Here is a 24,139-nt window from a genome sequence, read left to right as displayed (position 1 = left end):
GGACAGGATGCAGGGATGCAACGGAATTACCACGCCACGCCCCTGGATAGCAAAAATTGCAAGGCTGCAGCAATCACCACGAAGGCCCCGGAGACAGCCATCAGTAATGCTCCTGTCTTAGCAATATCATTAGGCTCAAGCTCTCTTCGCTTCTCGCCCATATAAGCCCTGAACGAAGCTTGTCCTCCATAGCTGTTCTCTCCGCCCAGGCGGATTCCCAATGCTCCGGCCACTGCGGACTCCGGGTAGCCGCTGTTCGGGCTTGGATGCTTGGATGCATCACGCCGTACCGCCCTCCAGGCCTCCCGCGCATTCAAACGCAGACAGACCGCCGCTGCGGCAAGCATAAGAGCAGTTAAACGCGCAGGGATGTAATTGGCCACATCATCCAGACGCGCGGAAGCCCAGCCGAGGTCCTTGTACCGTTCATTCTTGTAGCCGACCATGGAGTCTAGCGTATTGACCGCACGATAGGCCATCGCAAGCGGGGCGCCTCCGATCAACGCAAAGAACAGCGGCGACACGACGGCATCCACAATGTTCTCGGCTACAGTCTCGACTGCGCCGCGGGTAATCTCCGGCGCATCCAAATGGTCCGTGTCGCGGCCCACAATCATGCTGAGCGCCTGCCTGGCGGCAGGCAGATCACCGCGGAGCAACGGGCCGCACACGGCCATGCCTGCATCGCGAAGCCCCTTGGCCGCGATGGTGGTCCAGATCAGCGCGGCCTCTCCGAGCGCCGCCAGCCACGGGTTGACCTGGGCCAGCAGCCATAGCAGCGCCCAGGTCAACCCATAGCTGCCGCCGACTACGGTCAGCGGCAGCAGCACCCCCGCGCCCCGCAAGGCCCGGGGCGCGAACAGGCGGCGCAGCGCCGCCTCGACCCGCGAGATCGCCTTCCCCATCCCGACAACGGGATGAGGAAGCCAGCGCGGGTCACCCAGCAGCCGGTCCAGCGCATACGCGACCGGCAGCACCCACCACGCCGCCGTCATGCCCGCTCCGCCGCTGCGGCACGCAGCGACTCGCTCACGGCGGCGTACACCAGGCGGCCAACCGTGCCGCCCAGATCCGTTGCCGTGCCGGCGTAGCTGTGCAGCAGCGCCCACTCCGGGCGCTGGCTTACGCCGAGGACGACGGCATCGGTCGTTGTGCCGGTGGCCGAAAGGCCGTTCTCGGCATCGCACACGCCGAGATCGTGCAGGGCGGCGGCCTTTGCCTCCGTCGCCGTCATAACCGCATTGACCATTGCGCCCTGGGTCATGCGTCCGTCCACCGCCAGCATCAAATTAATCGTTCCCGGCGTCCAATCCGCCCGGAACGTCGTTCGCTGGCTCCCTGCTCTTGCGGCATTGGATACGCCCGCCGTAGCGCAGCATAGCACGGAATAATCCCCGCTATGCTCCTCCTGTACAGACGCATGCCGCAGCTGAACGGCAGTCAACAGTCCTGCCGTATGCTCCGCAGGAATCCCCCATTCCTTCAAGCTTTCTGCAATATCCCGCTCCGGGTTGTCACAGCGGTAGAAGCGGTCCACATAAATGTTGATCATCCGCTCCACGCGCCGCATTCCTCCCCCGTATACCGCGCTGCTAATGCCGTCCAGACCAGCAGGCGCCTCCAGCAGGATATGGCGTTCTCCCCGAATCAGCTTTAATCCCGCCCAGCTCTCGGATTCATAAAGTCCTTCATTGCCTGTATACAAAAATGGCGTTGCCATCAGTTGTCCCCTCTTTCCAATATATCCCCAAGCTCATGCAATAACCTGTCACAGGCTGCCGGGTTCTTCACAGCAAGCCGGATATCCCCGGAACCAAGCCCCGGGTACATGGCGCAGCTTCGCACAAGAATTCCGCGCTCCCCCAGTCGAGCCTGTATCACTGCAGCCGTACTGCCTTCAGGCAATCTAACGAGCAGGAAATTCGCCTCTCCGGGCCAGGTCCGGCAGCCCAGCTCAGCAAGTCCATTACGCAAGCGTGCTCTCTGTTCCGTGATCATAGCTATGGTGTCCCCGCCGTAAGTTCCGTTCTCGGACAGACAAGCCTCACCGGCTAACAGTGCAAGACCGTTGACGCTCCAGGTTACCTGCTTGTTCCGCATAGCAGCAGCTCGGTCGGGATGCGCGATCGCGTACCCCAGCCGCAGCCCGGGGATTGCATAAAACTTGGTCATCGAGCGGATCAGAATCAGATTCCGGTAGGCCATCAGCTCTTTCTCCAGGGTTTGTCTCCGTTCCACAGGAATAAAGTCAATAAACGCTTCATCCATCACGATAACCGTATTGCAGCGTTCCCCCGCTTCGGCAAAGCTCTTCAATTCCTGCAAACCATACTGAACCCCGTTCGGATTATTCGGCTGCCCGATGAATACGAGCCCGCAGCGGGAGATCAGCTCGACAATATCATCAGGATCAGCCTTGAAATCCCGCTCTTCCTTCCCAAAGACAGCCATAACCTCCGCCCCGAATTTCGCAGCAAGCTTAGCGTATTCCGAGAAGCATGGTTCGATCACCCCCACCTTTGCAGGTGTAAAGGCCAGCAAAGCCAATGCCATATTCTCCGCCGCACCGTTTCCGATCACCAGACATTCCGGCTCCAGGCCGAGCATTCGGGATAGCCTTGACACAAGCCCGCGATGCCCGGGGTCCGGGTATGCGGTAATAGATGGCAAGGCCTGAACCAGCAGCTCCAGCACGCCCGGGGGCGGTCCTAACGGATTAATATTGGCACTAAGATCGAGAAAGCGCTTCGGTGCAAGCCCAAACTTTGCCGAGGCCGTATGTAAATCCCCGCCATGTCCGTATATTTCCAACATCCTCTTCACCTCTCTTGAAGAACTGCTGCTGAGTCCTTCCTTCAATATTTACGCTTCAAATCTGCATCCATCTATTCACGAATCAAATCTTCAACTATTCAGGTGAAGTCTACCATACCCCGATCAGAAAAATAACCCCGCTTCCGAAGAGAAGATGAATTCAAATCCACGCTTTTTTTTGCCGAAAATTGGTTTACAATAGAGAGAGCATATAGACAAGCCATATATTATTGGATAAGGGGGATTACTTTCATGCTGTTTATCGACAATCAAGGCATTACCGATGCTTCCGTAAACCTGGCGATTGAGGAATATGCGCTGAGACACCTTCCGCTGGAGGACGACAGTTATCTGTTGTTCTATATTAATGCGCCTTCAATTATCATCGGCAAGCATCAGAATACGATCGAAGAAATTAATCAGGAATACGTCAAGGAGAACGGCATCCAGGTCGTTCGCCGGCTGTCCGGTGGCGGTGCAGTCTATCATGATCTCGGCAATCTGAACTTCAGCTTCATCACCAAGGATGACGGCCAGTCCTTCCATAACTTCCGCAAGTTTACGGAGCCTGTGGTAGAAGCGCTGCGGTCCCTCGGCGTAAATGCCGAATTAAGCGGACGCAATGATCTGCAGGTCGGCGAACAGAAGATTTCCGGCAACGCCCAATTTTCGACCAGAGGACGGATGTTCAGCCACGGTACTTTAATGTTCAACCTCAACCTGGATGATGTGCAGGCCTCTCTTCATGCCAACCCGGAGAAATTCAAATCCAAGAGCACAAAATCCGTTCGCAGCCGTGTGGCCAACATTCTGAGCTTCATGGACAAAGACATGACGATCGAGGAATTCCGCAGCGAGCTGCTCCGTCATATCTTCGGCATGGAGCCGAAGGATGTTCCGCAATACAAGCTTAAGGAAGAGGATTGGAACAAAATTCACGAGATTTCCCGCGAGCGTTACAAGAACTGGGATTGGAACTACGGACTTTCACCGGAAAGCAATGTCAAGCACGCGAAGAAGTTTCCTGTCGGCATTATCGACCTTCGCATGGATATTAAGGATGGCTATATTCAAGGAATCAAAATCTATGGCGACTTCTTTGGCGTCGGCGATGTCACCGATATCGAGGACAAGCTCCGCGGGCTTCGTTATGAGGAGCATGAAGTTCGCTCCGCATTAGAGGACGTGGACGTGAAGCATTATTTTGGCAACCTGGAAAAAGAAGACTTCATCGGTCTGGTGTTCCTGGAAGATTAATAATGGAATAAGTGCGTCTCTTCCTTGAGCCGATACTCACAGCCCGGACAGCAGCCCCTGCTTCCGGGCTGTTTGCTTGTACAGCTTTATAGAGGTTGTTCAAAAAGTCAGCTTTTGATCACGAAGTACTTCAAGGGGGGGGCAATTCGACATCGAATCTTGCGTTCACCCTCGAAGTCCGGTACTCATGTAGGTACTGCCTACACTCCGTTCCTCCTTCTTTGGGTTCTCGCAACCTTCTCGGTGCTGAAAAGCCGACTTTTTGAACACGCACTTATAGTAAACTGGCATATTTTTAATTTCCCTCCCCTTTTATCTCTATCAGACTGGTTCGTCTTTTCATAGAATGTACTATCCCTGATGAGAAAGAAGGTGAACAGATTCCATGAATCGTAGAATTGAGCGGCTTCGCCGGCAAGCCAGGGCATGGATCGGAAGACGGGTGGATATCGATCGCTTTAACGGAAGCGACCTGGAAGGCGTCATAGTCGCTGTCAGAGAAGACTATCTCATTCTCCGCATACGCAGAAACGGACAATATGTCAGAGTGAGAGTCTACTTTACGAATATTGAGGATATCGATCTGGATTAGCCAGCCCATCCCCCTTCCCTTGGGCATGAATCCAAATCATGATAGTCTGCAATGAAGCTGCGCCGCCAACTTCTTCATCCGCTCATAGGCATAGGGAGGCCCGCCCGCCTCTCTATGCCTTTTTGATGATAATGCAATTTTAATGCTTTTCAGCACTTATTTCGCCGTACCTGCTCCCAACTTATTAGGCTAGTAGCGACGCAGCATCAACTGGGGGGCAGCTTGCTTTCTTGTTTTCTTGTTCTACTCGTGCTGCTCGTTCTGCTTGTTCACGCTTATATAAATCTATCCTTGTCAATTTTTCTGCAGCAATGTACAATTTGATCACTTGTGTTCAAAAGGAGGCCCGCCTGAATTGAAACGATCCCTAATTGCCGATGCCGGCCTTCTGTTGGTTGCCTTGATGTGGGGTTGTACCTTTCTGTTCGTACAGCATGCCGTCCGCGTGCTCCCTCCACTTGCCTTTAACGGAATCCGGTTTATTGGAGCCGCGGTCCTTCTCCTTCTGATTATCGGCATATTCTACCGCTCCGAATTAAGGAAGCTATCCTGGCCGATGGTCGGACATGCTGTCATTCTGGGAGGATTGCTCTTCCTTGGATACGGCTTTCAAACGGTTGGGCTCTTGTATACCACCACGTCCAACACCGGCTTTATTACCGGGCTATCCGTTGTGTTGGTCCCGCTGTTTTCATTGCTGCTATTAAAGACACCTATCACGCGTTTTACGCTTGGCAGCATTGTACTTGCTGCAATCGGATTGTATCTGCTTGCTTTTGCAGAATCGGGGTACACGATGAATCGGGGAGATTTGCTGGTCTTTCTATGTGCAATCGCCTTTGCGCTTCATGTCGCCTATACCGGTGTATTCGCCCCCCAATATCCGGCCTTGCCCTTAACGGCTCTGCAAATGGCTGTTGTCGGCATTCTCAGCTTGCTTGGCTCCGCGTTCACCGAACAGGTCGGAAGCCCGGAGCAAGTTATTCCGTTGCTATTGAAACCAGAGGTGCTATGGGCTCTCTGCATTTCGATCGGACCAACCAGCGCTTTTGCCTTCTGGATACAGACCTCTTGCCAGAAATATACGAGTCCTGCCCGGGTTGCTGTCATATTTGCCATGGAGCCCGTCTTTGCGGCAATCACCGGCGTCCTCTTTGGAGGAGAGATCCTGGGCATGGCAGCGATCGTGGGATGCGGATGTATTTTAGCGGGAATGCTCCTGTCCGAATTGAAATCTCCGAACCTTGAGGTACAATAGAGACAGTCTGTAAGTTAGAGATAAAGGAGAGAGACGCATTGTACAAGTTAATTGCCATCGACATCGACGACACCCTGATTAATGATGAAAAGGAAGTTACTCCCGCCACGCAACAAGCACTGGAGCAGGCAATCGCTCAAGACGTCGTCGTGACGCTTGCAACCGGACGCGCCTATGCATCAGCACAAGCTATTGCGCGCCAGACGGGGTTGAATGTGCCGATCATTACATACCAAGGCGCCCTTGTGAAGAACCTGCTGGACGAGCAAGTGTTGTATGAACGCTATGTTCCCGTCGAAGCGGCAACAAAGCTGTTTGAGTATTGCATCCGGCATAACCTGCATTTGCAGACTTATATTGATGATAAACTGTACTCAAGAGAAGATAATGACAAGATTAAGGAATATACGGCTCTGAACCGGACTCCTTATTATGTTGAACCTGACTTTAAAAAGCTGGTTGACCAGCCTACGCCTAAGATGCTCATCATCGATGAGCCTGCTTTTCTTGACGAACTCGCACCAAAGCTGCGTGAATTGTTGGGCGACCAAGTGCATATCACCAAATCAAAGCCGAACTTCCTGGAAATCATGCATCATGAAGGCACCAAGGGCCATGCGCTAAAATTCCTCTCCGCCCACTTCGGCTGTACGCCTTCAGATTGCATTGCCATCGGTGATTCCTGGAATGACCATGAGATGCTTGAGGCTGCTGGTCTGGGTGTGGCTATGGGCAATGCGATTCCGGCTTTGAAGGAAATTGCGGATTATGTTACCTTGAGCAACAACGAAGATGGCGTGAAGCATGTGATCGAGAAGTTTATTCTGGGCCAGGAGAATTAATTACAGCCCAGTATGTAAAAAAGCGGATTGCAGAGCCTACGTCCTGCAAATCCGCTTTTTCTATTCCAGAATTACGCATTCGTCCGTTTTAGCAAAGCCTGTCTGCTCCGGCAAATGATAATCCTGCCGCAAATCTATATCATGCGACATATGTGTGAATCTCGTCTGTTTGGGTTTAAGCTTCTTCAGCAGCTCCAGCGCTTCTGTCACATCGTAAACGGAGCGGGTAGAGAACTCAGCCTTCTCCTGATAAAAGCTTGTGCCTAGCACAAGCAGGTCCAGATTATACAGCGGCTGGAGCTGCTCATCCGGAAGCGCAATGGAGTCCGGGCAATAGGCCCAGGCGAAATCAACCTGCTCCAGACGATAGGAATAGGAGTATCCGTTTTTCCCGTGATTCACCTTCCAGCCGGTCACTTTCCAGCCGCAGAGATTACTTCCGCCGTCCACTGTATAGAGATCCAGATTTCGATCCAGCCAGGGATATTGTCTTAGAATCTGCTCAAGCACCTCCCGCGGAGCATAGAGCTGTCCCCGGCGATGCAACCAGCGGCAAGCATCCGCCCATTCCGGCAGCCCCCCGATATGATCGAAATGAGCATGCGTGACAAGGATGGTTCCAGCGAACCGCTGATCCCGCCTCTCCATAGCACTGCGCCAATCCGGACCGCAATCGATCAGAAACCCGTCGCCATCATCAGATTCAACGGACACCATGGAACGATAACGACGATTCGCTCCGCCACTCCGCGCTTCCTGACATACCTCGCATTCGCAATAAACCCGCGGTACCCCCATAGCGTCGCCTGTACCTAAAAATACCAGTCTGTCCTTCAAGTTGCACCCTCTCTCCTCTTCCATCCGTTCAGAAGCTACTGTTGATTCAGCTTGAATTGGATCACGGGCGCCATTCCATCAGGATGCCCTTTCTCTACAGGCTCAATGGTCAATTCAAGCATATCGGCCTTCCGGAGCTCAGCGCGGTTTTTAACATAGAGATGTGCGCGGAGCTGATGATATTGGAGCAGCCCCAGACTGTCCCTGCCATCGTCGCGGACAGCCCATACCCTGACACTTCGATTGATATCCGGAACAAGGCCATCCACTAGCATCAAAAGCTCCTCAGAGCCCTGATTGTACCACAGCATACCGAACTCCGTACCCGACTGACCGATCTGAATCGGATAAGCGATGCTGTTGGGGTTAGACATTAGTGTTGCTGCGGAGGGCTCATAATCCTGAACATATTGTCCCCACGTATCATTCTGTCTCTCGGTATACTGCGTGATAAGGAGCCCGAACGCAAGCAGCAGGCAGCAGGATGCGGCAATCCACACTCCAGCAAAACGGCCTCCGGATAGACGGGAACGTGCATATCTGAGCAAACCAAGAAGGCGAACCCGGGTTCTTAGCCGGTGGCGAACCCATCCTGAAGGCATCCAATCCGGTACGGCCGAATTGCTGTCCTTACCGGTAGTATGGGCTGATAAATTCCGGTCCCCGGGCTTCGTTTCGACTATGTCACCGGTGTACTCCTCTTCGAGCATGCTTCTCCAATAGCGCTCCTGGTCCCGGCAATACGAACATTCCAGCAAATGCCGGGCCAAGCGCTCCGCTTCCCTCTCCGGCAAGCTCCCCATCACCAGGTCTACCCAGATTTCTTCCGGATAGAAAGACGAGCAGAAACGGGAAGCTTCGGCTTTCCCCTCCCTGCAGGAATGGGCAGAGGAAGTATTATGGCTCTGTCGATTGTGCCGATTCGTGTCCATCCTGTCCGCTCCCTTCCGTCACGGCCATCCAGCCTTGCTTTTCCAATTGCTTGCGCAGGTTGTCAAGTCCATATCTCATCCACGATTTTACAGTCCCTAGCGGCACGTTCCAGGCATCCGACATTTGGCGCTGCGTTTGCATGGAAAAGTAGGACCCGATAATCGCCTTCCTTTGCGAAATCGGCAGTGAGATAACCGCTTCCTTCACGGCTTCCCGTTCCAATCGAGCCAACGCCATGTCTTCTCCCGATGCAGCCCTGCCCCTGAACTCCAGATTGCAATCCTCAGTTGGAACCACCCGCTGTTTTCTCCGTAACCGATCCAGACAACGGCTTCTCGTCATGACCGCCATCCAAGCTTTGATGCTCCCGCGCCCGGCATCATAGTCCCGCCCCTTACGAAGCGCCTCTAAAAAAACCTCATGGCAAATATCCTCGGCTTCCATTCGGTCCCCAATGGCCTTCATTGCCACCTGCATGATAAATGGAGCAAGCTCGCTATAGAAAACGTCGAAGGCTTCAACGGAGCCTTCTCCCATTTCTTTCAGCGCTCGTTCCAACCTTTCATTTTGCAGGCTCATGTCCGTCCCCCCTGAAACGAAGCATCTCCCTCTGTACCTCGTTTTACCAAAAAAATCAGGGTTTGAAAAGCCGTAAAAAAAAATCGCGGCCGATTAAATCCAATTGTCCTTCCTATTCGTATCATAGACGATTTATACTTTTACATCATTCAAGGAGGAATTCACGCATGCTTTCATCATTTCGAAAAGCAGCTCTGCTGCTGATTATGCTGTTCACTGCTCTCGGGTTCAGTGGATTCATCCAGGCCCCTGAAGCCAGGGCGGCCGGGACTCTCGAGCTGTATACGCCTTATGTGGATTGGTCCGCCGCACCTGGCGAAACGGTGTCCTATTCCATCGAGTTGATGAACCACAGTTCATCCACACTGACTGCTGATATAACTCTGGACCAGGGCGGCAACAATTGGAAGTCCGTCATGACAGCCGGAGGGCGTGATATTTCGAAATTAGCTGTTAAACCCGATGAAGCTCAGACGATCAGTCTTCAACTCGAAGTACCGCTGCAGGTGGATAAGGGACGTTATACCTTTACCCTTCGTGCAGGCCAAGCTGTTCTTCCGTTAGTGATCCATGTCTCGGAACAAGGAACGTTTAATACCGAGCTGAATGTAGACCAAGCGAATATGGAAGGGTATTCGGATTCCAGCTTTACCTATAGCGCCGTGCTGCGCAACCGCACCTCTACCGCGCAAACTTATGCACTCACAGCCCAAGCACCTAGCGGATGGGATGTGCGTTTCAAATCCGACGGGACCAGTGTAACCTCTGTTGAGGTAGACCCGAATACGGAAAAATCGATCTCTGTAGAAGTAAAGCCTGCGGAAATGGTTCAGGCTGATACCTATACGATTCCAATCGCCGCGTCGAGTGGAGATTCAATGGCACAGGCTGAATTAGAAGCCGTCATTACCGGCACCTATGGGATGGAGTTAACAACAAGCAACAATCTATTGAGTGCGGACATCCAGTCGGGAGGTACGCGCAAACTGGACTTCGTCGTATACAATACTGGAACCGCTGAGCTTCAGGATCTTTCTTTTTCCGCCAATGCGCCAACCGGATGGGAGGTATCCTTCTCCCCATCGACAATTACATCCATTGCTCCGGGAGAGAGCAAGCCCGTTCAAGCCACGATCAAATCAAGCAACAAATCGCTGGCAGGCGACTATGTGGTCAGTGTAACCGCAAATTCATCCGCAAAAAGCGCCTCCGCCGATCTGCGTATTACTGTAGAGTCCTCGGTCTTATGGGGATGGATCGGAGTTCTGATTATTCTAGCCGTGGTTGCAGGAATCTACTACCTGTTCCGGAAATTCGGGAGAAGATGAGCCATGATCAAACCACTGCAAATTGAACCGGCAGATCAGACAGCGATTATTGAGCTTGAGGGCTTGACCAAAAGATACGGGGACATGACAGCTGTGGATCATCTTAATTTGCGTATTTCCAAGGGAGAAATCTTTGGTTTGCTTGGACCGAACGGAGCCGGCAAAACAACGACGATTCTCATGATGCTGGGATTAACCGAGCCCTCCACCGGGCAAGCAAAAATTTGTGGTCATGATCCGGTATGGGAGGCATTGTCGGTAAAACGGAAGGTCGGCTATTTGCCGGATGACGTAGGATTTTATGATGACCGGAGCGCAGTCGACAATCTGGTCTACACAGCCAGATTAAATGGGCTCAATAAGTCGGAAGCCCGTGAACGAGCCTACGCTCTGCTAGAGAAGACCGGACTTTCCGATAGTGCCGGCAAGAAGGTCGGCACCTTCTCTCGTGGCATGCGTCAGAGACTTGGTTTGGCTGATGTGCTGATTAAGCAGCCAGAGGTCATTATTCTTGATGAGCCCACATTGGGCATTGACCCGGAAGGTGTTCGCGAGCTGCTTGGACTGATCTCATCCCTTAGCCGGGATGAAGGGCTGACTGTCCTACTGTCTTCCCATCATTTACATCAGGTCCAGCAGATTTGTGACCGTGTGGGGATTTTTGTGAAAGGGAGATTGATCGCAGCCGGTGATATTCGGACGCTGTCCAATGAGCTTAATCAGGATGGTAATGTGTTTATTGAGATTGGTGCCGTCTCCTGGCCGCAAGGTCTGACAGAGCAGCTCCAATCTCTGGATGGGGTCAAGGAAATTCTCCCTCTGGAATCTGCACCAGGCTCATTTGAGGTTCATGCTGTTGACGGAGAGCAGCCTCGGTTATTCACGATTGTCTGCAGTTATGACCTTACACCGCTGATTGCCGAGACCGTCATTCGGAGTCAGGCTGAACTTATTTACCTAAGGCGAAAGGAATTTGGATTAGACGACATCTACCATCGTTTCTTTGAAGGGAGGACAGATCGATGAAATCCATGGAAGCCCCGCTTCAGCAGCATATCCGGAATATCTTGAACGGGTTCAAAGAAAAAATCCGGAAAATGCTGCAAAAGGATGCGCCTGCCGGCTCGCCTCGTGAGCGCAGCTCCGTCTCATCCCTTCGTATCATGATCGGCAAGGAAATTGGCGACCATATTTACTCATGGCGCTTCGTCATTCTAATCGGCATCATTCTCCTCGCCTGCATCGGCTCGATTTACGGTGCCGTATCCGCCATTCGCGGGGGATCGCTCGACAATAGCAGCGGAGGAGACGACTTTCTTTTTCTTAAGATGTTTACGTTAACCAGCGAAAGTCTGTCCGTTCCTTCATTCACTACATTTTTATCCTGGCTGGGACCTTTAATCGGAATTGCGCTCGGATTTGATGCGGTCAATTCCGAACGGAATAAGGGAACGCTTGGGCGTTTGCTATCCCAGCCGATTTATCGCGATGACTTTATCATCGCCAAATTCATGGCGGCTTTGTTCCTGATCTTTGTCGTCGTCTTCTCCCTTGGCTTTCTGGTAATGGGATTAAGCCTGTTCACCATAGGCTATCCGCCGACACCGGAGGAGTTCATCCGCATCGTGATGTTCTTGCTCATTGCAGTCATATATATCGGATTCTGGCTGAACCTGTCCATTTTATTCTCGATTCGCTTTAGACAGGCTGCAACTTCGGCACTTTCATCGATCGCAGTATGGTTGTTCTTTACGATTTTCTACAGCATGATTATCGGACTTGTGAACAGTGCGACCGCTGTACCGCAAACTGCCGATGTCTCAGCCCAGCTTCGTCAGATGAACTTGGTGCTGATGTTGAACAGACTTTCGCCAACCGAGCTTTTTTCCGAGACAATCACAACATTGCTCACGCCAGGCATTCGTTCACTTGGACCGCTAACTATGGACCAATTAATCGGAGCGATCTCAAGTCCCTTGTCTTTGGGACAAAGCCTTCTGTTGGTCTGGCCGCAGCTCACGGGCCTGATAGCGGCGACAATGGTCTGCTTCGGCATCTCCTATGCCCTATTTATGCGTCAAGAGGTTCGTTCCAGAGCCTGATCCTCTCAAAACACAAAGACTGCCCTGATTGTCAGTCTGATGACATTCAGGACAGTCTTTTTTGTTACATTCCCAGAGCGAAAGCAGTCGCCTTAAACCCGGATTTCTCCTTTTCAGGTTTAATCCCTTCAGAAAATCGGGGGCTTAACAGCGAGTGTGAGGAGTGTAAGCCTATACCGGCCGCAGGCCCCCATTGTTCGCCACGCTTCTAGATCATCACCGTGATCGGACCGCCCTTTAACGGATTTTCCACGATCCAGCTCTTCTCGTCATTGAACAGGTAAGCGCGGTGTACCAGTACCCTGACCTCTTGGCCTGCCTTTAATGTCTCCTTCTCCAGCGAACGGAAGGTGGTCAGGACATGCCCGCCAACCTCAACTTCCACCAACCATTCGCTTCCCCGGAAATGGGTATGCTTCACCACCCCGGAAGAGGTTGCCGAGAGCAAGGTGAATTCATGCTCGCTTCCTACCTCCAGATATTCCGGACGGATAAGCGCCTTCGTATTGCCGTCTCCTGCTTCTTGCTCAAATCCCTTTAGATCAGCAGCCCGATGAATCAAGGTTGATTGTCCGACAAAGGAGGCCACGAATGGCGTATTTGGCCCCTTGTAGATGTCCCATGGGGAACCCTTCTGTTCAAGTCTTCCTTCATTAATAATCATAATCTCGTCCGCCACCTCAATAGCCTCATCCTGATCATGGGTCACGAAAATGGAGGTGATGCCGACTCGCTCGATCAGTTCACGCAGCCAGGAGCGCAGCTCCTGCCGGATCTTCGCATCGATAGCGGCAAAGGGCTCGTCGAGCAGCAGCAATTGCGGCTCTGGCGCCAAGGCTCTAGCAAAGGCAACCCGCTGCCGTTGTCCGCCCGACAATTGATGAGGATAGCGCTTTTCAAAGCCCGAAAGGCCTGTTAGCTCAACCAGCTCCAGCACCCGTTCCCGGATTCTGTTCTTGGGCAGCTTCTTCACTTGAAGACCAAAGGCGATATTATCGAATACGGTCATGTGCTTGAACAAGGCGTAACTCTGGAATACAAAGCCGATACCCCGATCCTGCGGAGCCAGAGCATTCACTCTCTCCCCATGGAACAGGATTTCGCCGGAATCAGGCTGCTCCAGGCCAGCCAGCATACGGAGGATGGAGGTCTTTCCCCCTCCACTTGGGCCAAGAAGTCCGATCAGTTGCCCCTTTTCAATCCCAAAGCTGACATCCTTCACGGCATGAAAATTGCCGAAATGCTTATCCAGATTACGAACCTCCACATGCATGGTCGAGCACATCCCTTCTCCGCTATCACATATACTCAATATAACTTATTCTTATATAATTACTTGGAATTAACTTATAAACACTTTACCAAACCGTCCAAGGTACGTCAATCCTTATCCCGCATGTGATTTGAAAATGTATATATTTTATCGTATTGCACTGCTCCTCTGAACGGGTACAATACAACTAAAGAGTAATTTAGCTGAAAAGGAGGTACCCGCATGCTTCATACGATTGAGTTGACCACTACTAAACGTGATGAAATGAGGGACATTACCAGAGAGGTCGTTTCACTCGTGCAACAGAGCGGCGTAAAGTCCGGATTGGTCGTTGTGTATAGTCCCCATACCACTGCCGGAATCGCCATTAATGAGAATGCAGACCCTGATGTCAAGCATGACGTTTTGCTCCGCCTGGATGAAGTCTTTCCTTGGAAGCATCCGGGTTACAGACATGCCGAGGGCAACACCGCCTCACATCTAAAAGCAATTACCACGGGAACCTCTCAAACGGTAATCATTCAGGATGGAAAATTACTGCTGGGCCGCTGGCAAGGCATTTATTTTTGCGAATTTGACGGCCCTCGCCACCGTCAATGTCTGGTCAAGATGATTCCCGACCCCGATGCACAATGACGGAATGACATCGTAATACAAGTACACGCAACTAGAGTGAGAAAAAGAAAAGTCGTCCCTCAAAGACATTCGTTAGATGGGCCGCCGGAGTAGATGACTAGCCAGAAGCTGCTTGCATTGCCGGTGACCTAACAAACAAAAAAGTTGGACGAAACTGGATTCCAGTTTTCTCGCCCAACTTTTTTTGCTGGGACTAATTAGCCCCATTCTCGTGCGTTAATCATTTAGCGTATTGATGAATTACTGCTATGCAAGAGTGAATGGATAAAGTGCGGACTTCTAAAAAAACGCCTCTAAGACGTCATGCGATAAGAGCTTTGACTTAACATCTTGACATGGGCAATTGCGGCAGGACGAATATCCTCAAAAGTCAAACGGTCTTGAATATAAAACGATATAAACCCGTGTATGCCCAGGAACATGCTGAGCGGAAGTGAAGAGTTTTGCTCTAAAGGATGTCTCTCTTCTGCTAGAAAGCCCCTCACAATCTTCTCAAACATGTCAAAACACTTTGCCTGCTCCACCTTGCAATAGGACAGGATTTCTTCATCCCGGAGCATGAACATAATCTCATACTGATAAGGATTCTCCAACCCGAATTTGATGAAATCAAGCATCAGCTGCTCCAGACGCGTCAAGCCGTCCATCGGAGGACGCTTCGTCACCTGCTCGCACATCCGTGCCAGATGATTAAAATCCTGAACGACAATCGCATAGAACAATTCAGCCTTTTCCTTGAAGTGATAATAGAGTGAGCCATGACTATAGCCCAAATGCTGACCGATACTCCGCATGGAAATGCCGCGGTATCCCTTCGTAATGAACAGATGCCTCGCTGCGTCCATAATTCTTTCCCTCGACAACTCCTGCTCTACTGCTCTTCTTGCCATAGGCTTTATTCCCCTTCGATAAAGTAAACCTTGTCACCTTCCGTCAAGACGGCCTGCCCCTGTGTCAGATCAATCATCCAGTTCCTAAACGTCTCCGTCTCCGCATTTAGCGGCAAGCACAACAACGTAACCTTGTCTGCAAACGCCGTAGTTCCGGTTCGAATCCCCCGGCTTCTCAGCTCATTTTCCACCTTGCCCAGCCAGGTATAATCCAGCTCTACGAAAATTTCACGGTGAAGCACGCGCGTAATTGCTTCTCCGGCTTCGATCGCAGCCACCGCCCCGTCGGTATAAGCCCGAATCAGTCCGCCCGCTCCCAGCATAATGCCGCCAAAATAACGGGTGACCACGATGGCCACATCCTTCAGTCCCTGATTCCGGATCACTTCAAGAATCGGCTTTCCCGCAGTTCCGCTCGGCTCTCCATCATCGGACTGCTTCTGGATCTCGTCCCGTTCCCCAAGCATATAAGCAGAGCAATTATGAGTCGCATTCCAATGGCGTTTCTTGATCTCTTCAATAAACGCGATGGCCTCTTCCTCATGCTGCACCGGCTTGATATGACCGATGAACCTTGACTTTTTTATGACGATTTCTTTCTCTCCGGCTCCGCGAACCGTTCTGTACCGTTCCAGCATATGACATCATCCTTATGAATGTGCCAAGAAGCAGCCCGACCGATATGGGTATCGGCGAACTGCTTCCTGGCGGCATGATTCCTGCCTGTAAGGAGCTTGCTTATTCGGAAAGTCTTGCTTCCAGCTCCGCCTTTTCTTTCTCATAGCCCGGTTTGCCGAGCAATGCGAACATGTTCTTCTTATATGCTTCAACTCCAGGCTGATCGAACGGGTTAACACCCATCAGATAGCCGCTGATGCCGCAGGCCTTTTCAAAGAAGTATACCAGATATCCGAAAGAATATGGAGTCAAGTCTGGAATATTCACAACCAGGTTTGGAACCTGTCCATCCGTGTGTGCGAGAAGCGTGCCTTGGAATGCCTTCTTGTTCACGAAGTCCAGGGTCTCGCCTGCAAGGAAGTTCAGTCCGTCAAGGTCTGCCGGATCTTCCTCAATCGTGATATGGCTAGGCACCTCGGTGACTTGAATAACCGTTTCAAAAATATTGCGGTTGCCTTCTTGGATGAACTGTCCCATCGAATGAAGATCTGTGGAGAAATCAACAGCCGCAGGGAAAATTCCTTTGTAGTCCTTGCCTTCGCTTTCACCGTACAGTTGCTTCCACCATTCCGAAACGTAGTGCAGGGAAGGCTCATAGTTAACGAGAATTTCAGTTACCTTGCCCTTGCGGTACAATGCATTACGAACTGCTGCATATTGATAGCTGGCATTCTCGGACAGGTTCGGGCTGCTGTATTCTTTAGCGGCATCAGCTGCCCCTTGCATCATTTCTTCGATGCTGATTCCGGCAGTCGCAATAGGCAAGAGCCCTACAGCAGTCAGTACGGAATAACGTCCGCCCACATCGTCCGGAATAACGAAGGTTTCATATCCTTCCTCGTTAGCCAGCTTCTTGAGTGCACCCTTCTCACGGTCCGTGGTTGCATAGATCCGTTTGCGGGCTTCTTCCTTGCCATACTTCTTCTCCAGAGCCGCGCGGAAGATACGGAACGCAATTGCGGGCTCGGTAGTCGTGCCGGATTTGGAGATGACATTAACCGAGAAGTCCTTGCCTTCGATCAGGTCAAGCAAGTGATTGACGTACGTAGAGCTGATATTGTTACCGGCAAAATAAATTTCCGGAGTCTTGCGCTTGTCCTTCGGCAATGTGTTATAGAACGAATGGGAGAGAGATTCGATAGCTGCACGGGCTCCAAGGTAGGAACCGCCGATGCCGATCACGATAAGCACTTCCGAATCGCTTTGGATCTTGGCAGCTGCCTTTTGAATGCGGGCGAACTCCTCTTTGTCATAGGCAGTCGGGAGATCAATCCAGCCCAGAAAATCCGAGCCCGCTCCAGTGCCTTTATGTAACTGCTCATGAGCTGCACGCACTTGTGCTTCCAGGTTATCAACTTCATGCTGTCCTACAAATTGCAGGGCTGTGCTGTAATCAAAAGTGACTTTCTTAGACATGATGAAAATTACCTCCATCTAATTATTTGATCTCACTGCCTATCCCGCTGGACAAACCAGGTATCAACTTGTAATTAGGATACTGTAAAATATACCCGAAAACAAGGACATATTGTACACCCCGCAGACGTCCGTGCTAAAATAAATCTGTATTGTTCAACACACACCAGGAGGGTGACAACGATGAAAAAAATCGGATTTATCGGTCTGGGAACCATGGGAGCTCCTATGGCCGCAAACCTGCTGAAGCAACAATTTGAAGTGATTGTATACAACCGGACAGCCTCTAAATGCGAGCCGTTGGTCGCTCTTGGCGCAAGCGCCGCCGCCACTCCGCGCGAGGCTGCCAGTCAAGCTGACACGGTCATTACGATGGTTAGTGACGATTCATCGATCGCAGCGGTATATGAAGACGAGGAAGGCCTGCTAGCCGGCCTGCGGCAAGGCGTCACCGTCATCGATTGCAGCACCGTCTCACCAGCTTTGGTTCGGGAGACGGCAGCCAAGGTTGAAGCGCTGGGCGGTGTATTCCTAGACGCGCCGGTGACCGGCAGCTCGCCTGCCGCCATTGACGGAACGCTGGTCTTTATGGTCGGCGGCCGCAGCGATGCGCTTCAAGACCAGATGGATATCTTTGATTGCCTGGGCAAGAAGGTGCTTCATATGGGTGACAACGGAACCGGCGCCGTTGCCAAGCTGGCCCATAACACCATTGTAGGCATCAATAATCTGGCCTTGGCGGAAGGCTTCTCCATCGCCGCCAAGTCAGGTCTTCCTGCGGAACGGTTCCTTGAGCTTGTACAGCTCGGTTCAGCGGGCAGCAAGGCTGCCGAACTGAAGGGCCGCAAGATTATTGAACATGACTTCGCCAATCAATTTTCACTAGCACTTATGCTCAAGGATCTGAAGCTGGCCTCCAGTCTAACCGATGGCGCCTCGATCCCTTCCCCGATGCTTAATCTGGCCAAGAGCCTGTTCCAGGCCGGACAAACTCAGGGGTATGGCGAAGAGGACTTATCGTCTGTCGTGAAAATCTACGAAAGCTGGATCGGGCAGAAAATCGGTGATGCACCCCAGCCTGAGCTTTAAACCTATTATCCGTTAGTCTTAAAGAAAAAGGCAGGTTCCCCCGCGATATAGCGGGGTGCCTGCCTTTTCGGTTTGTTTATGAAACCTTAAGCACCGGAGCCGTAGGAGCAGCAATAATCCGTCACACTCCGGACCTCCAGCTTAAAGGATGAGTGGGCCGGAACCGTGAAGGTTCCCCGGCCGCTGATTTCACGCCATAGCGTCTCGCCGGGAAGAAGAACCTTCAGATCTCCGGACAGAATGTCCATGACTTCAAGCGAATCGGTTCCAAATTCATATTCTCCCGGCAGCATAATTCCCAGCGTAATTTTGCTTCCATCCGGAAGCCATACGCTTCTGCTCGTCACTTTGCCGTCGAAATAAATATTGGCCGCCTTGTCCACCGTAACATTCTTGAATTGCTGCTCCATCTCCATACCCCTCTCCAGCGCCTAATCTAGTCTCTCCCCGGGTTAGTTCAACTGTTCCTTCACATGCTTCACAACATTTTCTACCGTAAAGCCATATTCAGCAATGACGCGGTCGCCAGGAGCGGATGCGCCAAACGTGTTAATTCCGATGATAGAGCCTTTTTCGCCTACATAACGTTCCCAGCCAAATGGATGTGCCATTTCGATGGCTACGCGTGATTTGACTTCAGGCAGGATGACCGAATCTTTGTAAGCTTGATCCTGTTTATCGAACAAATCCCAGCTAGGCAGACTGACCACGCGAACGTGAATACCTTCTTCCGCCAAGGCAGCCTGTGCTTTTACCGCCAATTGTACTTCAGAGCCTGTGGCGATCAGTTGAGCAACCGGCTTGCCGTCTTTTGCTTCGGAGACCACATAGCCCCCGCGGGTAACACCTTCACGCGCAGAAACATCCGTGCCTTCCAGAATCGGCAGGTTTTGACGAGTCAGCACAAGCGCAACTGGATTTGAGGTGTTCTCTACCGCATAAGCCCATGCAGCCGAGGTTTCATTGCCGTCAGCTGGACGGATTACCGTCAGGCCTGGAATAATTCGAAGGGATGCCAGCTGTTCAATCGGCTCATGCGTAGGTCCGTCCTCACCGACAGCAATACTGTCGTGGGTCAGCACATAAGTCACCGGCAGCCTCATAATGGAAGAAAGGCGTACGGCTGGACGCAGATAGTCGGTGAAGACAAAGAAGGTTCCGCCGAATACCTTCAGACCGCTGTGCAGAGCAATCCCGTTCATGGCTGCTGCCATACCGAATTCACGCACACCGAAGTACAGGTTGCGGCCTTCACGGCTTTGCGGAGTATATACCGTCAAGCCCTTCAAATGCGTCATTGTAGAGCTCTCCAGGTCGGCGGAGCCGCCAAGAAGCTGAGGAACGCCCGCAGCAAGCCCATTCAATGCATTTCCAGAGGCAACGCGAGTCGAGACTGCCTTGTCGCTGGAGGTGTACTTAGGAAGCGCCGCATCCCAGCCTTCCGGAAGCTTGCCTGCAACAGCCAGCTCAAATTGAGCGGCAAGCTCAGGATATTCAGCTTTATACTTGTCTAGCGTTTGCTTCCAAGTGTTATAAGCGGAAATGCCCCGCTCCTTCACTTTTGCGAAGTGCTCACGTACTTCCTCAGGCACATAGAAATCTTCTTCGTATACCCATTTGTAGAAGTCCTTGGTCAGTTTAGCTTCATCAGCTCCGAGCGGAGAACCGTGCGTACCGCCATGCCCGCCCTTGCCTTGTTTGTTCGGGCTGCCATAACCGATGACAGTCTTCACTTCGATCAGGGTCGGATGCTCCGAATCGCGCTTGGCTTCTTCAATAGCAGCCTCGATCGCAGCCAGATCATTGCCGTCTTCCACACGCAATGTCTGCCAGCCGTATGCCTCAAAGCGTTGTCTTACATTCTCGGAGAAGCTCAGGTTCAGCTCGCCGTCGAGCGAGATGTCATTGGAGTCATACAGGAAGATCAATTTGCCCAGCTTCAAATGCCCGGCAAGAGAAGCAGCTTCACTTGCAACGCCTTCCATCAAATCGCCGTCGCCGCAGATGCCGTAAGTATAATGATCAACCAGTTTCAGATCACCTTTATTATAAGTTGCTGCCAGTTGAGTCTCGGCCAGAGCCATCCCCACTGCCATGGCAATCCCTTGACCAAGCGGTCCGGTGGTAGCGTCCACGCCGGCGGTGTGTCCGAACTCCGGATGTCCAGGTGTCTTGCTTCCCCATTGACGGAATTGCTTCAATTCATCCAATGACAGATCATAGCCTGACAGGTGGAGCAAGCTGTATAACAGCATCGATCCATGTCCTGCAGACAGTACGAACCGGTCACGGTTCACCCAATCAGGTTGATCCGGATTGTGATTCATCGTCTTCGCGAACAGCTGGTATCCCATCGGTGCGGAACCCATCGGCATCCCCGGATGCCCGGATTTCGCCTTCTCAATCGCGTCGATCGCCAGCGTTCGAATCGTGGTAATCGATAAATTGTCAATCGTTGTGTTGTCAGAGAGTGGCATTTCATTTCCTCCTTGGTCATGGAAATTGCGCGTGCACAAAACATTCAAATTGAAAAGATCATTTTGACTTTATCTATTGTAACACTTCATCCCTTCGTTTTCCATACCATTATTCCAACATTGCACAACTTATAGCCGTCCGCCGCTGAATTAAGAAATGATGTTTACTTGCTGCCGGTGACGGTACTCCGTCGGCGTCAACTGATAGCGTTTGCGAAACACCTGGGTAAAATGCCGGACATCCTGATATCCGACACGCAGGGCAATTTCGGCAAGTCTTAGCTTCGGATTAAGCAGTAGTCCCTTGGCTTTTTCCAAACGCAGAGATATCACGTATTCTTTGTAGCCCTGCCCCGTCTTTTGCTTGAACAACTGGCTGAAGTAAGCCGGATTCAGATAAACAGCCGACGCAATCTTCTCCAATGACAGCTCCTCGCAATAATGCCTTCTGATATATTCGAGCGCCACTTCAATTGCCCGCTCTCCGCTGCCCTTCAGCGGCTCCGGCTCCGAATCGGTTGCAGCGCAAGCCAGGCGCAGCTGGGATACTACAGCAGGGATCTCTCCAATATCACGAGTTAACCCGGAGGACGCGAACTGAAACGGAGCCTTCAAGTAATGAGTCAAATGGGATCGGACATCCTGCTGGAAATCCTCCGGTCCTCCCTTCCGCTGGATGAAGACCAGGCCGATCAGACTTTTCCTGTCATAGCTGATAATGCAGCCTTTTCCGTACCCTTCCGCCAGCTCAGAGATCACATTTCTAACGATAAAATGCTCCAATCTTGCGCTCTGCTCTTCCGCTTTGATCGAGGTCAGAAACAGATAGAACTCCGGGTACTCCTCGGAAAACGTGCTTAAATCCAGATTCCCGACATCAAGCCCAAGCGCAAGCCGCTGAAAAATGCCTTCACGGAGATAGGTTAGGCTGGCCTTCAAGTGGATCCCGTCAAGCCGGCTTTCACGCTCCTTCCGAATCTCCTGCTCCAGGCTGCCGATCAACTCATACAAGCGTTCCTTCCCGATGGGCTTGAGCATATAATCGCTGGCTCCGAGCCGTACGGCTTGCTGGGCATAGCTGAACTCGCTATGGGCGGAGATTACAACCCATTTCACTCCCGGGTACTGGCGTTTCATCATTTTCATGAATTCGAGACCGTTCAATCCCGGCATTAGAATATCAGTCAACACAATATCCATTAGGCTATCCTCCATGACGGCAATCGCTTCCTCCGCAGAGGCCGCAATTCGGATGTCCCATTCCGGCCATTTCCGCTGCAGCGTTCTCCGGATTCCTTCGCGAATCGCCCGCTCGTCATCCGCTATCAGAATTTGCATGGTATTCATCCCTTCCTTTCAATGGCAGTATGATCGCCACCCTGGTTCCGGCATGCTGCTCGCTCTCGATCTGCAAGCCTCCAGCCCGGCCGAACATATGCTGCAAGCGGCGATGCAGATTAATCAGCCCGATACCGGTCTCTCCGTTGCCGGACTGATCAGCTTGAGCCAAAGAATCCTTCAGCTGCTGATGCCGTTCATGATCCATCCCCACACCGTTATCCTCAATAATAATCTTCAGCGCGGAGCCCTCTAACAGCGAGGAAAGACGCAGAACTCCCGGGCGTCCCGCCCGTTCCAGACCATGCTTCACTGCATTTTCGATGACCGGCTGGACCGTCATTTTCGGCAGATGAACATCCAGCCACTGCTCATCGACATCGCATATCACAGTGAGCCTGCCTTCAAGACGAATCGAAATAATCTTCAGATAATGCCGTGTTTGTTCTAGCTCCTCGCGAAGCGTGACCTCGGCGCCCTCGCTCCAAATACTGCTGTACCTGAACATCGAGGACAGCGAGAGCACAAGCTCCCCGAGCTGATCCTGCTCCTTCTCATCCAGCATCCAATAGATCATGTCGAGCGTGTTATATAGGAAATGCGGATTCACCTGGGATTGAAGAGCTTGCAGCTCTGCATTTTTTTCACTGACAGAGGAAACCTTGACCTGCTCGATCAGTTCTTCAATGGTTCGAACCATCCGGTTGAAGGAGGCCACGAGAATATGGATCTCCTGATAAGAGGCTACCTCTAGCGTGCCGCGGAAATTCCCGGTCTCGACCTGCTTCATTTGCCGGATCAGCCGTTTGAGCGGGGAAGAAATCGTTCTGGATACAATGGAAGCGATCAATGCGGACACCACAATCAGGATCGAGATTACAATAAGCAAAAAACGTTTCGTCTGGGCCAGCTCGACGTTGAGATCTTGGGCCGGTGTAACACTAACCACCGACCAGCCTGACAAGGGAAGCTGTGAAGCAATGATCAGCTTGCCCCCGAAGCGCTCAACCTTCACCTGTCCCGGATTCTGAAGGAGCGGCAAGCTGCCGATCTCTGCAGGAAGCTCTTCGCCGGGAGAGACCATACTGCCGTCGCCGGACAGCAAATATACCTTACTGTTCTCGCTAAGCTTGAGGTTCTCCAGCGCATTCATGATCGGAGCCGGATTCATCTCATACAAGGCAATCCCGATCGGCTTATGCTCATTCAAATCATAAATTTGCCGGCCAAACGCAAACACAGGCTGATCCTCCACCTTATCGATCAAGGAATGCTCAAAGATCCCTAGCCAGACCATTTTCCCCCTTGAGGCCTTAACCTGCTTATACCATTCCGAATTCCGGTAGTCAGGATCGACGACATTCATGACATTACCGTAATTATAAATTTTGCCCTTGTCCGAAATGATATGGATTCCTACCAGATCATCCCGGGAATAGAAGATCGCGCCAAGAATATTCGTAATGGACTGCTCATTTATGTATTCCACCGCAGGCTCTCCGCTGTTCTCGTTCAGAAGCCGGATCATCTCAAAGTTGTTGATTAGCGACTTGGACAGACTGTCATAGCCTTGATAGAGCAGCCTGAACAATCCCGCGGTCTGGGCAACGTTCTTCTGCGACAGATCGCTGAGCTTCTCATGATAATCCTCAGTAGCCCGGCTATAGTAGAGCAAGCTGACGATCAGCACAATTCCGGACATACAAAAAAGAAACAGCAAAAACAGCCGATGGTGAATGGAGCGAAATCCCTTGGGCATGCAACTCCCTCCCCTGTCGATGTTTTACTGCTTCTTCATTA

Annotated in this window: 23 protein-coding genes; 9 read left to right on the top strand and 14 right to left on the bottom strand. The window is 51.7% G+C overall.

From position 1 onward, the window contains the following. Positions 1-26 precede the first annotated feature (26 nt). From cbiB to cobD, 3 genes are read right to left on the bottom strand one after another with little or no spacing between them, the layout of a single operon-like run. On the bottom strand, positions 27-995 hold the full coding sequence (gene cbiB / locus KQJ23_RS08450; protein WP_216478405.1) for an adenosylcobinamide-phosphate synthase CbiB: 969 nt from the start codon (positions 993-995) through the stop codon (positions 27-29). After that, a complete protein-coding gene (locus KQJ23_RS08445) occupies positions 992-1,720 on the bottom strand; it encodes an adenosylcobinamide amidohydrolase (protein WP_216478404.1) in 729 nt (242 codons plus the stop codon). The genes cbiB and KQJ23_RS08445 overlap by 4 nt, the downstream gene beginning before the upstream one ends. Then, complete coding sequence (gene cobD / locus KQJ23_RS08440; RefSeq protein WP_216478403.1) at positions 1,720-2,814, bottom strand: threonine-phosphate decarboxylase CobD; 1,095 nt, start codon at positions 2,812-2,814, stop codon at positions 1,720-1,722. The genes KQJ23_RS08445 and cobD overlap by 1 nt, the downstream gene beginning before the upstream one ends. Positions 2,815-3,066: 252 nt before the next feature. Here cobD and lplA point away from each other — a divergent pair, with 252 nt between their 5' ends. From lplA to KQJ23_RS08420, 4 genes are all read left to right on the top strand, one after another. Then, positions 3,067-4,071: a lipoate--protein ligase gene (lplA, locus tag KQJ23_RS08435; RefSeq protein ID WP_216478402.1), complete on the top strand. Its 1,005-nt coding sequence runs from the start codon at positions 3,067-3,069 to the stop codon at positions 4,069-4,071. 385 nt (positions 4,072-4,456) lie between these two features. Then, entirely contained in the window at positions 4,457-4,663 is a 207-nt protein-coding gene (locus tag KQJ23_RS08430) for an acetyl-CoA acetyltransferase (RefSeq protein WP_216478401.1), read from the top strand. Between the two features lie 355 nt (positions 4,664-5,018). Further along, positions 5,019-5,921: a DMT family transporter gene (locus tag KQJ23_RS08425; RefSeq protein ID WP_216478400.1), complete on the top strand. Its 903-nt coding sequence runs from the start codon at positions 5,019-5,021 to the stop codon at positions 5,919-5,921. A gap of 38 nt (positions 5,922-5,959) precedes the next feature. Further along, positions 5,960-6,763 (top strand): Cof-type HAD-IIB family hydrolase, encoded by an 804-nt coding sequence (locus KQJ23_RS08420; protein ID WP_216478399.1) that lies wholly within the window; start codon positions 5,960-5,962, stop codon positions 6,761-6,763. 60 nt (positions 6,764-6,823) lie between these two features. Here KQJ23_RS08420 and KQJ23_RS08415 read toward each other — a convergent pair whose 3' ends face one another. The 3 genes from KQJ23_RS08415 to KQJ23_RS08405 all read right to left on the bottom strand — a co-directional run bounded on the left by KQJ23_RS08415 (position 6,824) and on the right by KQJ23_RS08405 (position 9,112). Further along, the gene (locus tag KQJ23_RS08415) at positions 6,824-7,561 is read right to left on the bottom strand and encodes an MBL fold metallo-hydrolase (protein ID WP_216478550.1); all 738 of its coding nucleotides are present in this window, start codon (positions 7,559-7,561) and stop codon (positions 6,824-6,826) included. 74 nt (positions 7,562-7,635) lie between these two features. Continuing rightward, positions 7,636-8,532, bottom strand: coding sequence for an anti-sigma factor domain-containing protein (locus tag KQJ23_RS08410; protein WP_216478398.1), 897 nt, complete (start codon positions 8,530-8,532; stop codon positions 7,636-7,638). After that, positions 8,498-9,112, bottom strand: a complete 615-nt coding sequence (locus tag KQJ23_RS08405; RefSeq protein WP_216478397.1) for an RNA polymerase sigma factor — start codon at positions 9,110-9,112, stop codon at positions 8,498-8,500. The genes KQJ23_RS08410 and KQJ23_RS08405 overlap by 35 nt, the downstream gene beginning before the upstream one ends. A gap of 167 nt (positions 9,113-9,279) precedes the next feature. On the opposite strand from KQJ23_RS08405, the gene KQJ23_RS08400 reads away from it, so the two are divergent. The 3 genes from KQJ23_RS08400 to KQJ23_RS08390 are packed head-to-tail and all read left to right on the top strand — an operon-like array spanning position 9,280 to position 12,542. Then, entirely contained in the window at positions 9,280-10,440 is a 1,161-nt protein-coding gene (locus tag KQJ23_RS08400; RefSeq protein ID WP_216478396.1) for a COG1470 family protein, read from the top strand. Between the two features lie 3 nt (positions 10,441-10,443). Continuing rightward, complete coding sequence (locus KQJ23_RS08395; protein WP_216478395.1) at positions 10,444-11,466, top strand: ABC transporter ATP-binding protein; 1,023 nt, start codon at positions 10,444-10,446, stop codon at positions 11,464-11,466. Between the two features lie 5 nt (positions 11,467-11,471). Continuing rightward, a complete protein-coding gene (locus tag KQJ23_RS08390) occupies positions 11,472-12,542 on the top strand; it encodes an ABC transporter permease (RefSeq protein WP_216478549.1) in 1,071 nt (356 codons plus the stop codon). Positions 12,543-12,750: 208 nt separating this feature from the next. Here KQJ23_RS08390 and KQJ23_RS08385 read toward each other — a convergent pair whose 3' ends face one another. Next, positions 12,751-13,815 carry a sulfate/molybdate ABC transporter ATP-binding protein gene (locus tag KQJ23_RS08385; RefSeq protein ID WP_216478548.1) on the bottom strand — a complete coding sequence of 355 codons (1,065 nt, stop codon included), beginning with the start codon at positions 13,813-13,815 and terminating at the stop codon, positions 12,751-12,753. A gap of 222 nt (positions 13,816-14,037) precedes the next feature. Between KQJ23_RS08385 and KQJ23_RS08380 the strand changes: the two genes are divergently transcribed. Next, a complete protein-coding gene (locus KQJ23_RS08380) occupies positions 14,038-14,451 on the top strand; it encodes a secondary thiamine-phosphate synthase enzyme YjbQ (protein WP_216478394.1) in 414 nt (137 codons plus the stop codon). 293 nt (positions 14,452-14,744) lie between these two features. Here the strand turns inward: KQJ23_RS08380 and KQJ23_RS08375 are convergent, their stop codons facing one another. The 3 genes from KQJ23_RS08375 to KQJ23_RS08365 all read right to left on the bottom strand — a co-directional run bounded on the left by KQJ23_RS08375 (position 14,745) and on the right by KQJ23_RS08365 (position 17,435). Continuing rightward, the gene (locus tag KQJ23_RS08375; RefSeq protein WP_216478393.1) at positions 14,745-15,341 is read right to left on the bottom strand and encodes a TetR/AcrR family transcriptional regulator; all 597 of its coding nucleotides are present in this window, start codon (positions 15,339-15,341) and stop codon (positions 14,745-14,747) included. 5 nt (positions 15,342-15,346) lie between these two features. Further along, entirely contained in the window at positions 15,347-15,979 is a 633-nt protein-coding gene (locus KQJ23_RS08370; protein ID WP_216478392.1) for a YigZ family protein, read from the bottom strand. Positions 15,980-16,079: 100 nt separating this feature from the next. Further along, positions 16,080-17,435 carry a glucose-6-phosphate isomerase gene (locus tag KQJ23_RS08365; RefSeq protein ID WP_216478391.1) on the bottom strand — a complete coding sequence of 452 codons (1,356 nt, stop codon included), beginning with the start codon at positions 17,433-17,435 and terminating at the stop codon, positions 16,080-16,082. A gap of 183 nt (positions 17,436-17,618) precedes the next feature. Here KQJ23_RS08365 and KQJ23_RS08360 point away from each other — a divergent pair, with 183 nt between their 5' ends. After that, positions 17,619-18,524 (top strand): NAD(P)-dependent oxidoreductase, encoded by a 906-nt coding sequence (locus KQJ23_RS08360; RefSeq protein ID WP_216478390.1) that lies wholly within the window; start codon positions 17,619-17,621, stop codon positions 18,522-18,524. A gap of 86 nt (positions 18,525-18,610) precedes the next feature. Here the strand turns inward: KQJ23_RS08360 and ppnP are convergent, their stop codons facing one another. The 4 genes from ppnP to KQJ23_RS08340 all read right to left on the bottom strand — a co-directional run bounded on the left by ppnP (position 18,611) and on the right by KQJ23_RS08340 (position 24,098). Continuing rightward, entirely contained in the window at positions 18,611-18,934 is a 324-nt protein-coding gene (ppnP, locus tag KQJ23_RS08355; RefSeq protein ID WP_216478389.1) for a pyrimidine/purine nucleoside phosphorylase, read from the bottom strand. A gap of 42 nt (positions 18,935-18,976) precedes the next feature. Beyond that, on the bottom strand, positions 18,977-21,001 hold the full coding sequence (gene tkt / locus KQJ23_RS08350; RefSeq protein ID WP_216478388.1) for a transketolase: 2,025 nt from the start codon (positions 20,999-21,001) through the stop codon (positions 18,977-18,979). A gap of 150 nt (positions 21,002-21,151) precedes the next feature. Continuing rightward, positions 21,152-22,339 carry a response regulator gene (locus tag KQJ23_RS08345; RefSeq protein ID WP_216478547.1) on the bottom strand — a complete coding sequence of 396 codons (1,188 nt, stop codon included), beginning with the start codon at positions 22,337-22,339 and terminating at the stop codon, positions 21,152-21,154. Further along, positions 22,317-24,098: a sensor histidine kinase gene (locus KQJ23_RS08340; RefSeq protein WP_216478387.1), complete on the bottom strand. Its 1,782-nt coding sequence runs from the start codon at positions 24,096-24,098 to the stop codon at positions 22,317-22,319. Before KQJ23_RS08340 ends, KQJ23_RS08345 begins: the two co-directional genes overlap by 23 nt. Positions 24,099-24,139: the final 41 nt, after the last annotated feature.

Source organism: Paenibacillus brevis, from assembly GCF_018919145.1.
Lineage (GTDB): Bacteria > Bacillota > Bacilli > Paenibacillales > Paenibacillaceae > Fontibacillus > Fontibacillus brevis.
This window is presented reverse-complemented; position numbering and strand designations above follow the sequence as displayed.

Excerpts from the sequence above, each read along its gene's own strand:
- KQJ23_RS08375 (WP_216478393.1), bottom strand. The coding sequence starts at position 15,341 with ATGGCAAGAAGAGCAGTAGAGCAGGAGTTGTCGAGGGAAAGAATTATG.
- KQJ23_RS08430 (WP_216478401.1), top strand. The coding sequence starts at position 4,457 with ATGAATCGTAGAATTGAGCGGCTTCGCCGGCAAGCCAGGGCATGGATC.
- KQJ23_RS08370 (WP_216478392.1), bottom strand. The coding sequence starts at position 15,979 with ATGCTGGAACGGTACAGAACGGTTCGCGGAGCCGGAGAGAAAGAAATC.
- ppnP (WP_216478389.1), bottom strand. The coding sequence starts at position 18,934 with ATGGAGCAGCAATTCAAGAATGTTACGGTGGACAAGGCGGCCAATATT.
- KQJ23_RS08410 (WP_216478398.1), bottom strand. The coding sequence starts at position 8,532 with ATGGACACGAATCGGCACAATCGACAGAGCCATAATACTTCCTCTGCC.
- KQJ23_RS08385 (WP_216478548.1), bottom strand. The coding sequence starts at position 13,815 with ATGCATGTGGAGGTTCGTAATCTGGATAAGCATTTCGGCAATTTTCAT.
- KQJ23_RS08415 (WP_216478550.1), bottom strand. The coding sequence starts at position 7,561 with ATGGGGGTACCGCGGGTTTATTGCGAATGCGAGGTATGTCAGGAAGCG.
- lplA (WP_216478402.1), top strand. The coding sequence starts at position 3,067 with ATGCTGTTTATCGACAATCAAGGCATTACCGATGCTTCCGTAAACCTG.
- KQJ23_RS08345 (WP_216478547.1), bottom strand. The coding sequence starts at position 22,339 with ATGCAAATTCTGATAGCGGATGACGAGCGGGCGATTCGCGAAGGAATC.
- tkt (WP_216478388.1), bottom strand. The coding sequence starts at position 21,001 with ATGCCACTCTCTGACAACACAACGATTGACAATTTATCGATTACCACG.
- cbiB (WP_216478405.1), bottom strand. The coding sequence starts at position 995 with ATGACGGCGGCGTGGTGGGTGCTGCCGGTCGCGTATGCGCTGGACCGG.
- KQJ23_RS08405 (WP_216478397.1), bottom strand. The coding sequence starts at position 9,112 with ATGAGCCTGCAAAATGAAAGGTTGGAACGAGCGCTGAAAGAAATGGGA.
- KQJ23_RS08365 (WP_216478391.1), bottom strand. The coding sequence starts at position 17,435 with ATGTCTAAGAAAGTCACTTTTGATTACAGCACAGCCCTGCAATTTGTA.
- KQJ23_RS08340 (WP_216478387.1), bottom strand. The coding sequence starts at position 24,098 with ATGCCCAAGGGATTTCGCTCCATTCACCATCGGCTGTTTTTGCTGTTT.
- KQJ23_RS08445 (WP_216478404.1), bottom strand. The coding sequence starts at position 1,720 with ATGGCAACGCCATTTTTGTATACAGGCAATGAAGGACTTTATGAATCC.
- KQJ23_RS08395 (WP_216478395.1), top strand. The coding sequence starts at position 10,444 with ATGATCAAACCACTGCAAATTGAACCGGCAGATCAGACAGCGATTATT.
- KQJ23_RS08380 (WP_216478394.1), top strand. The coding sequence starts at position 14,038 with ATGCTTCATACGATTGAGTTGACCACTACTAAACGTGATGAAATGAGG.
- KQJ23_RS08360 (WP_216478390.1), top strand. The coding sequence starts at position 17,619 with ATGAAAAAAATCGGATTTATCGGTCTGGGAACCATGGGAGCTCCTATG.
- KQJ23_RS08390 (WP_216478549.1), top strand. The coding sequence starts at position 11,472 with ATGGAAGCCCCGCTTCAGCAGCATATCCGGAATATCTTGAACGGGTTC.
- KQJ23_RS08400 (WP_216478396.1), top strand. The coding sequence starts at position 9,280 with ATGCTTTCATCATTTCGAAAAGCAGCTCTGCTGCTGATTATGCTGTTC.
- cobD (WP_216478403.1), bottom strand. The coding sequence starts at position 2,814 with ATGTTGGAAATATACGGACATGGCGGGGATTTACATACGGCCTCGGCA.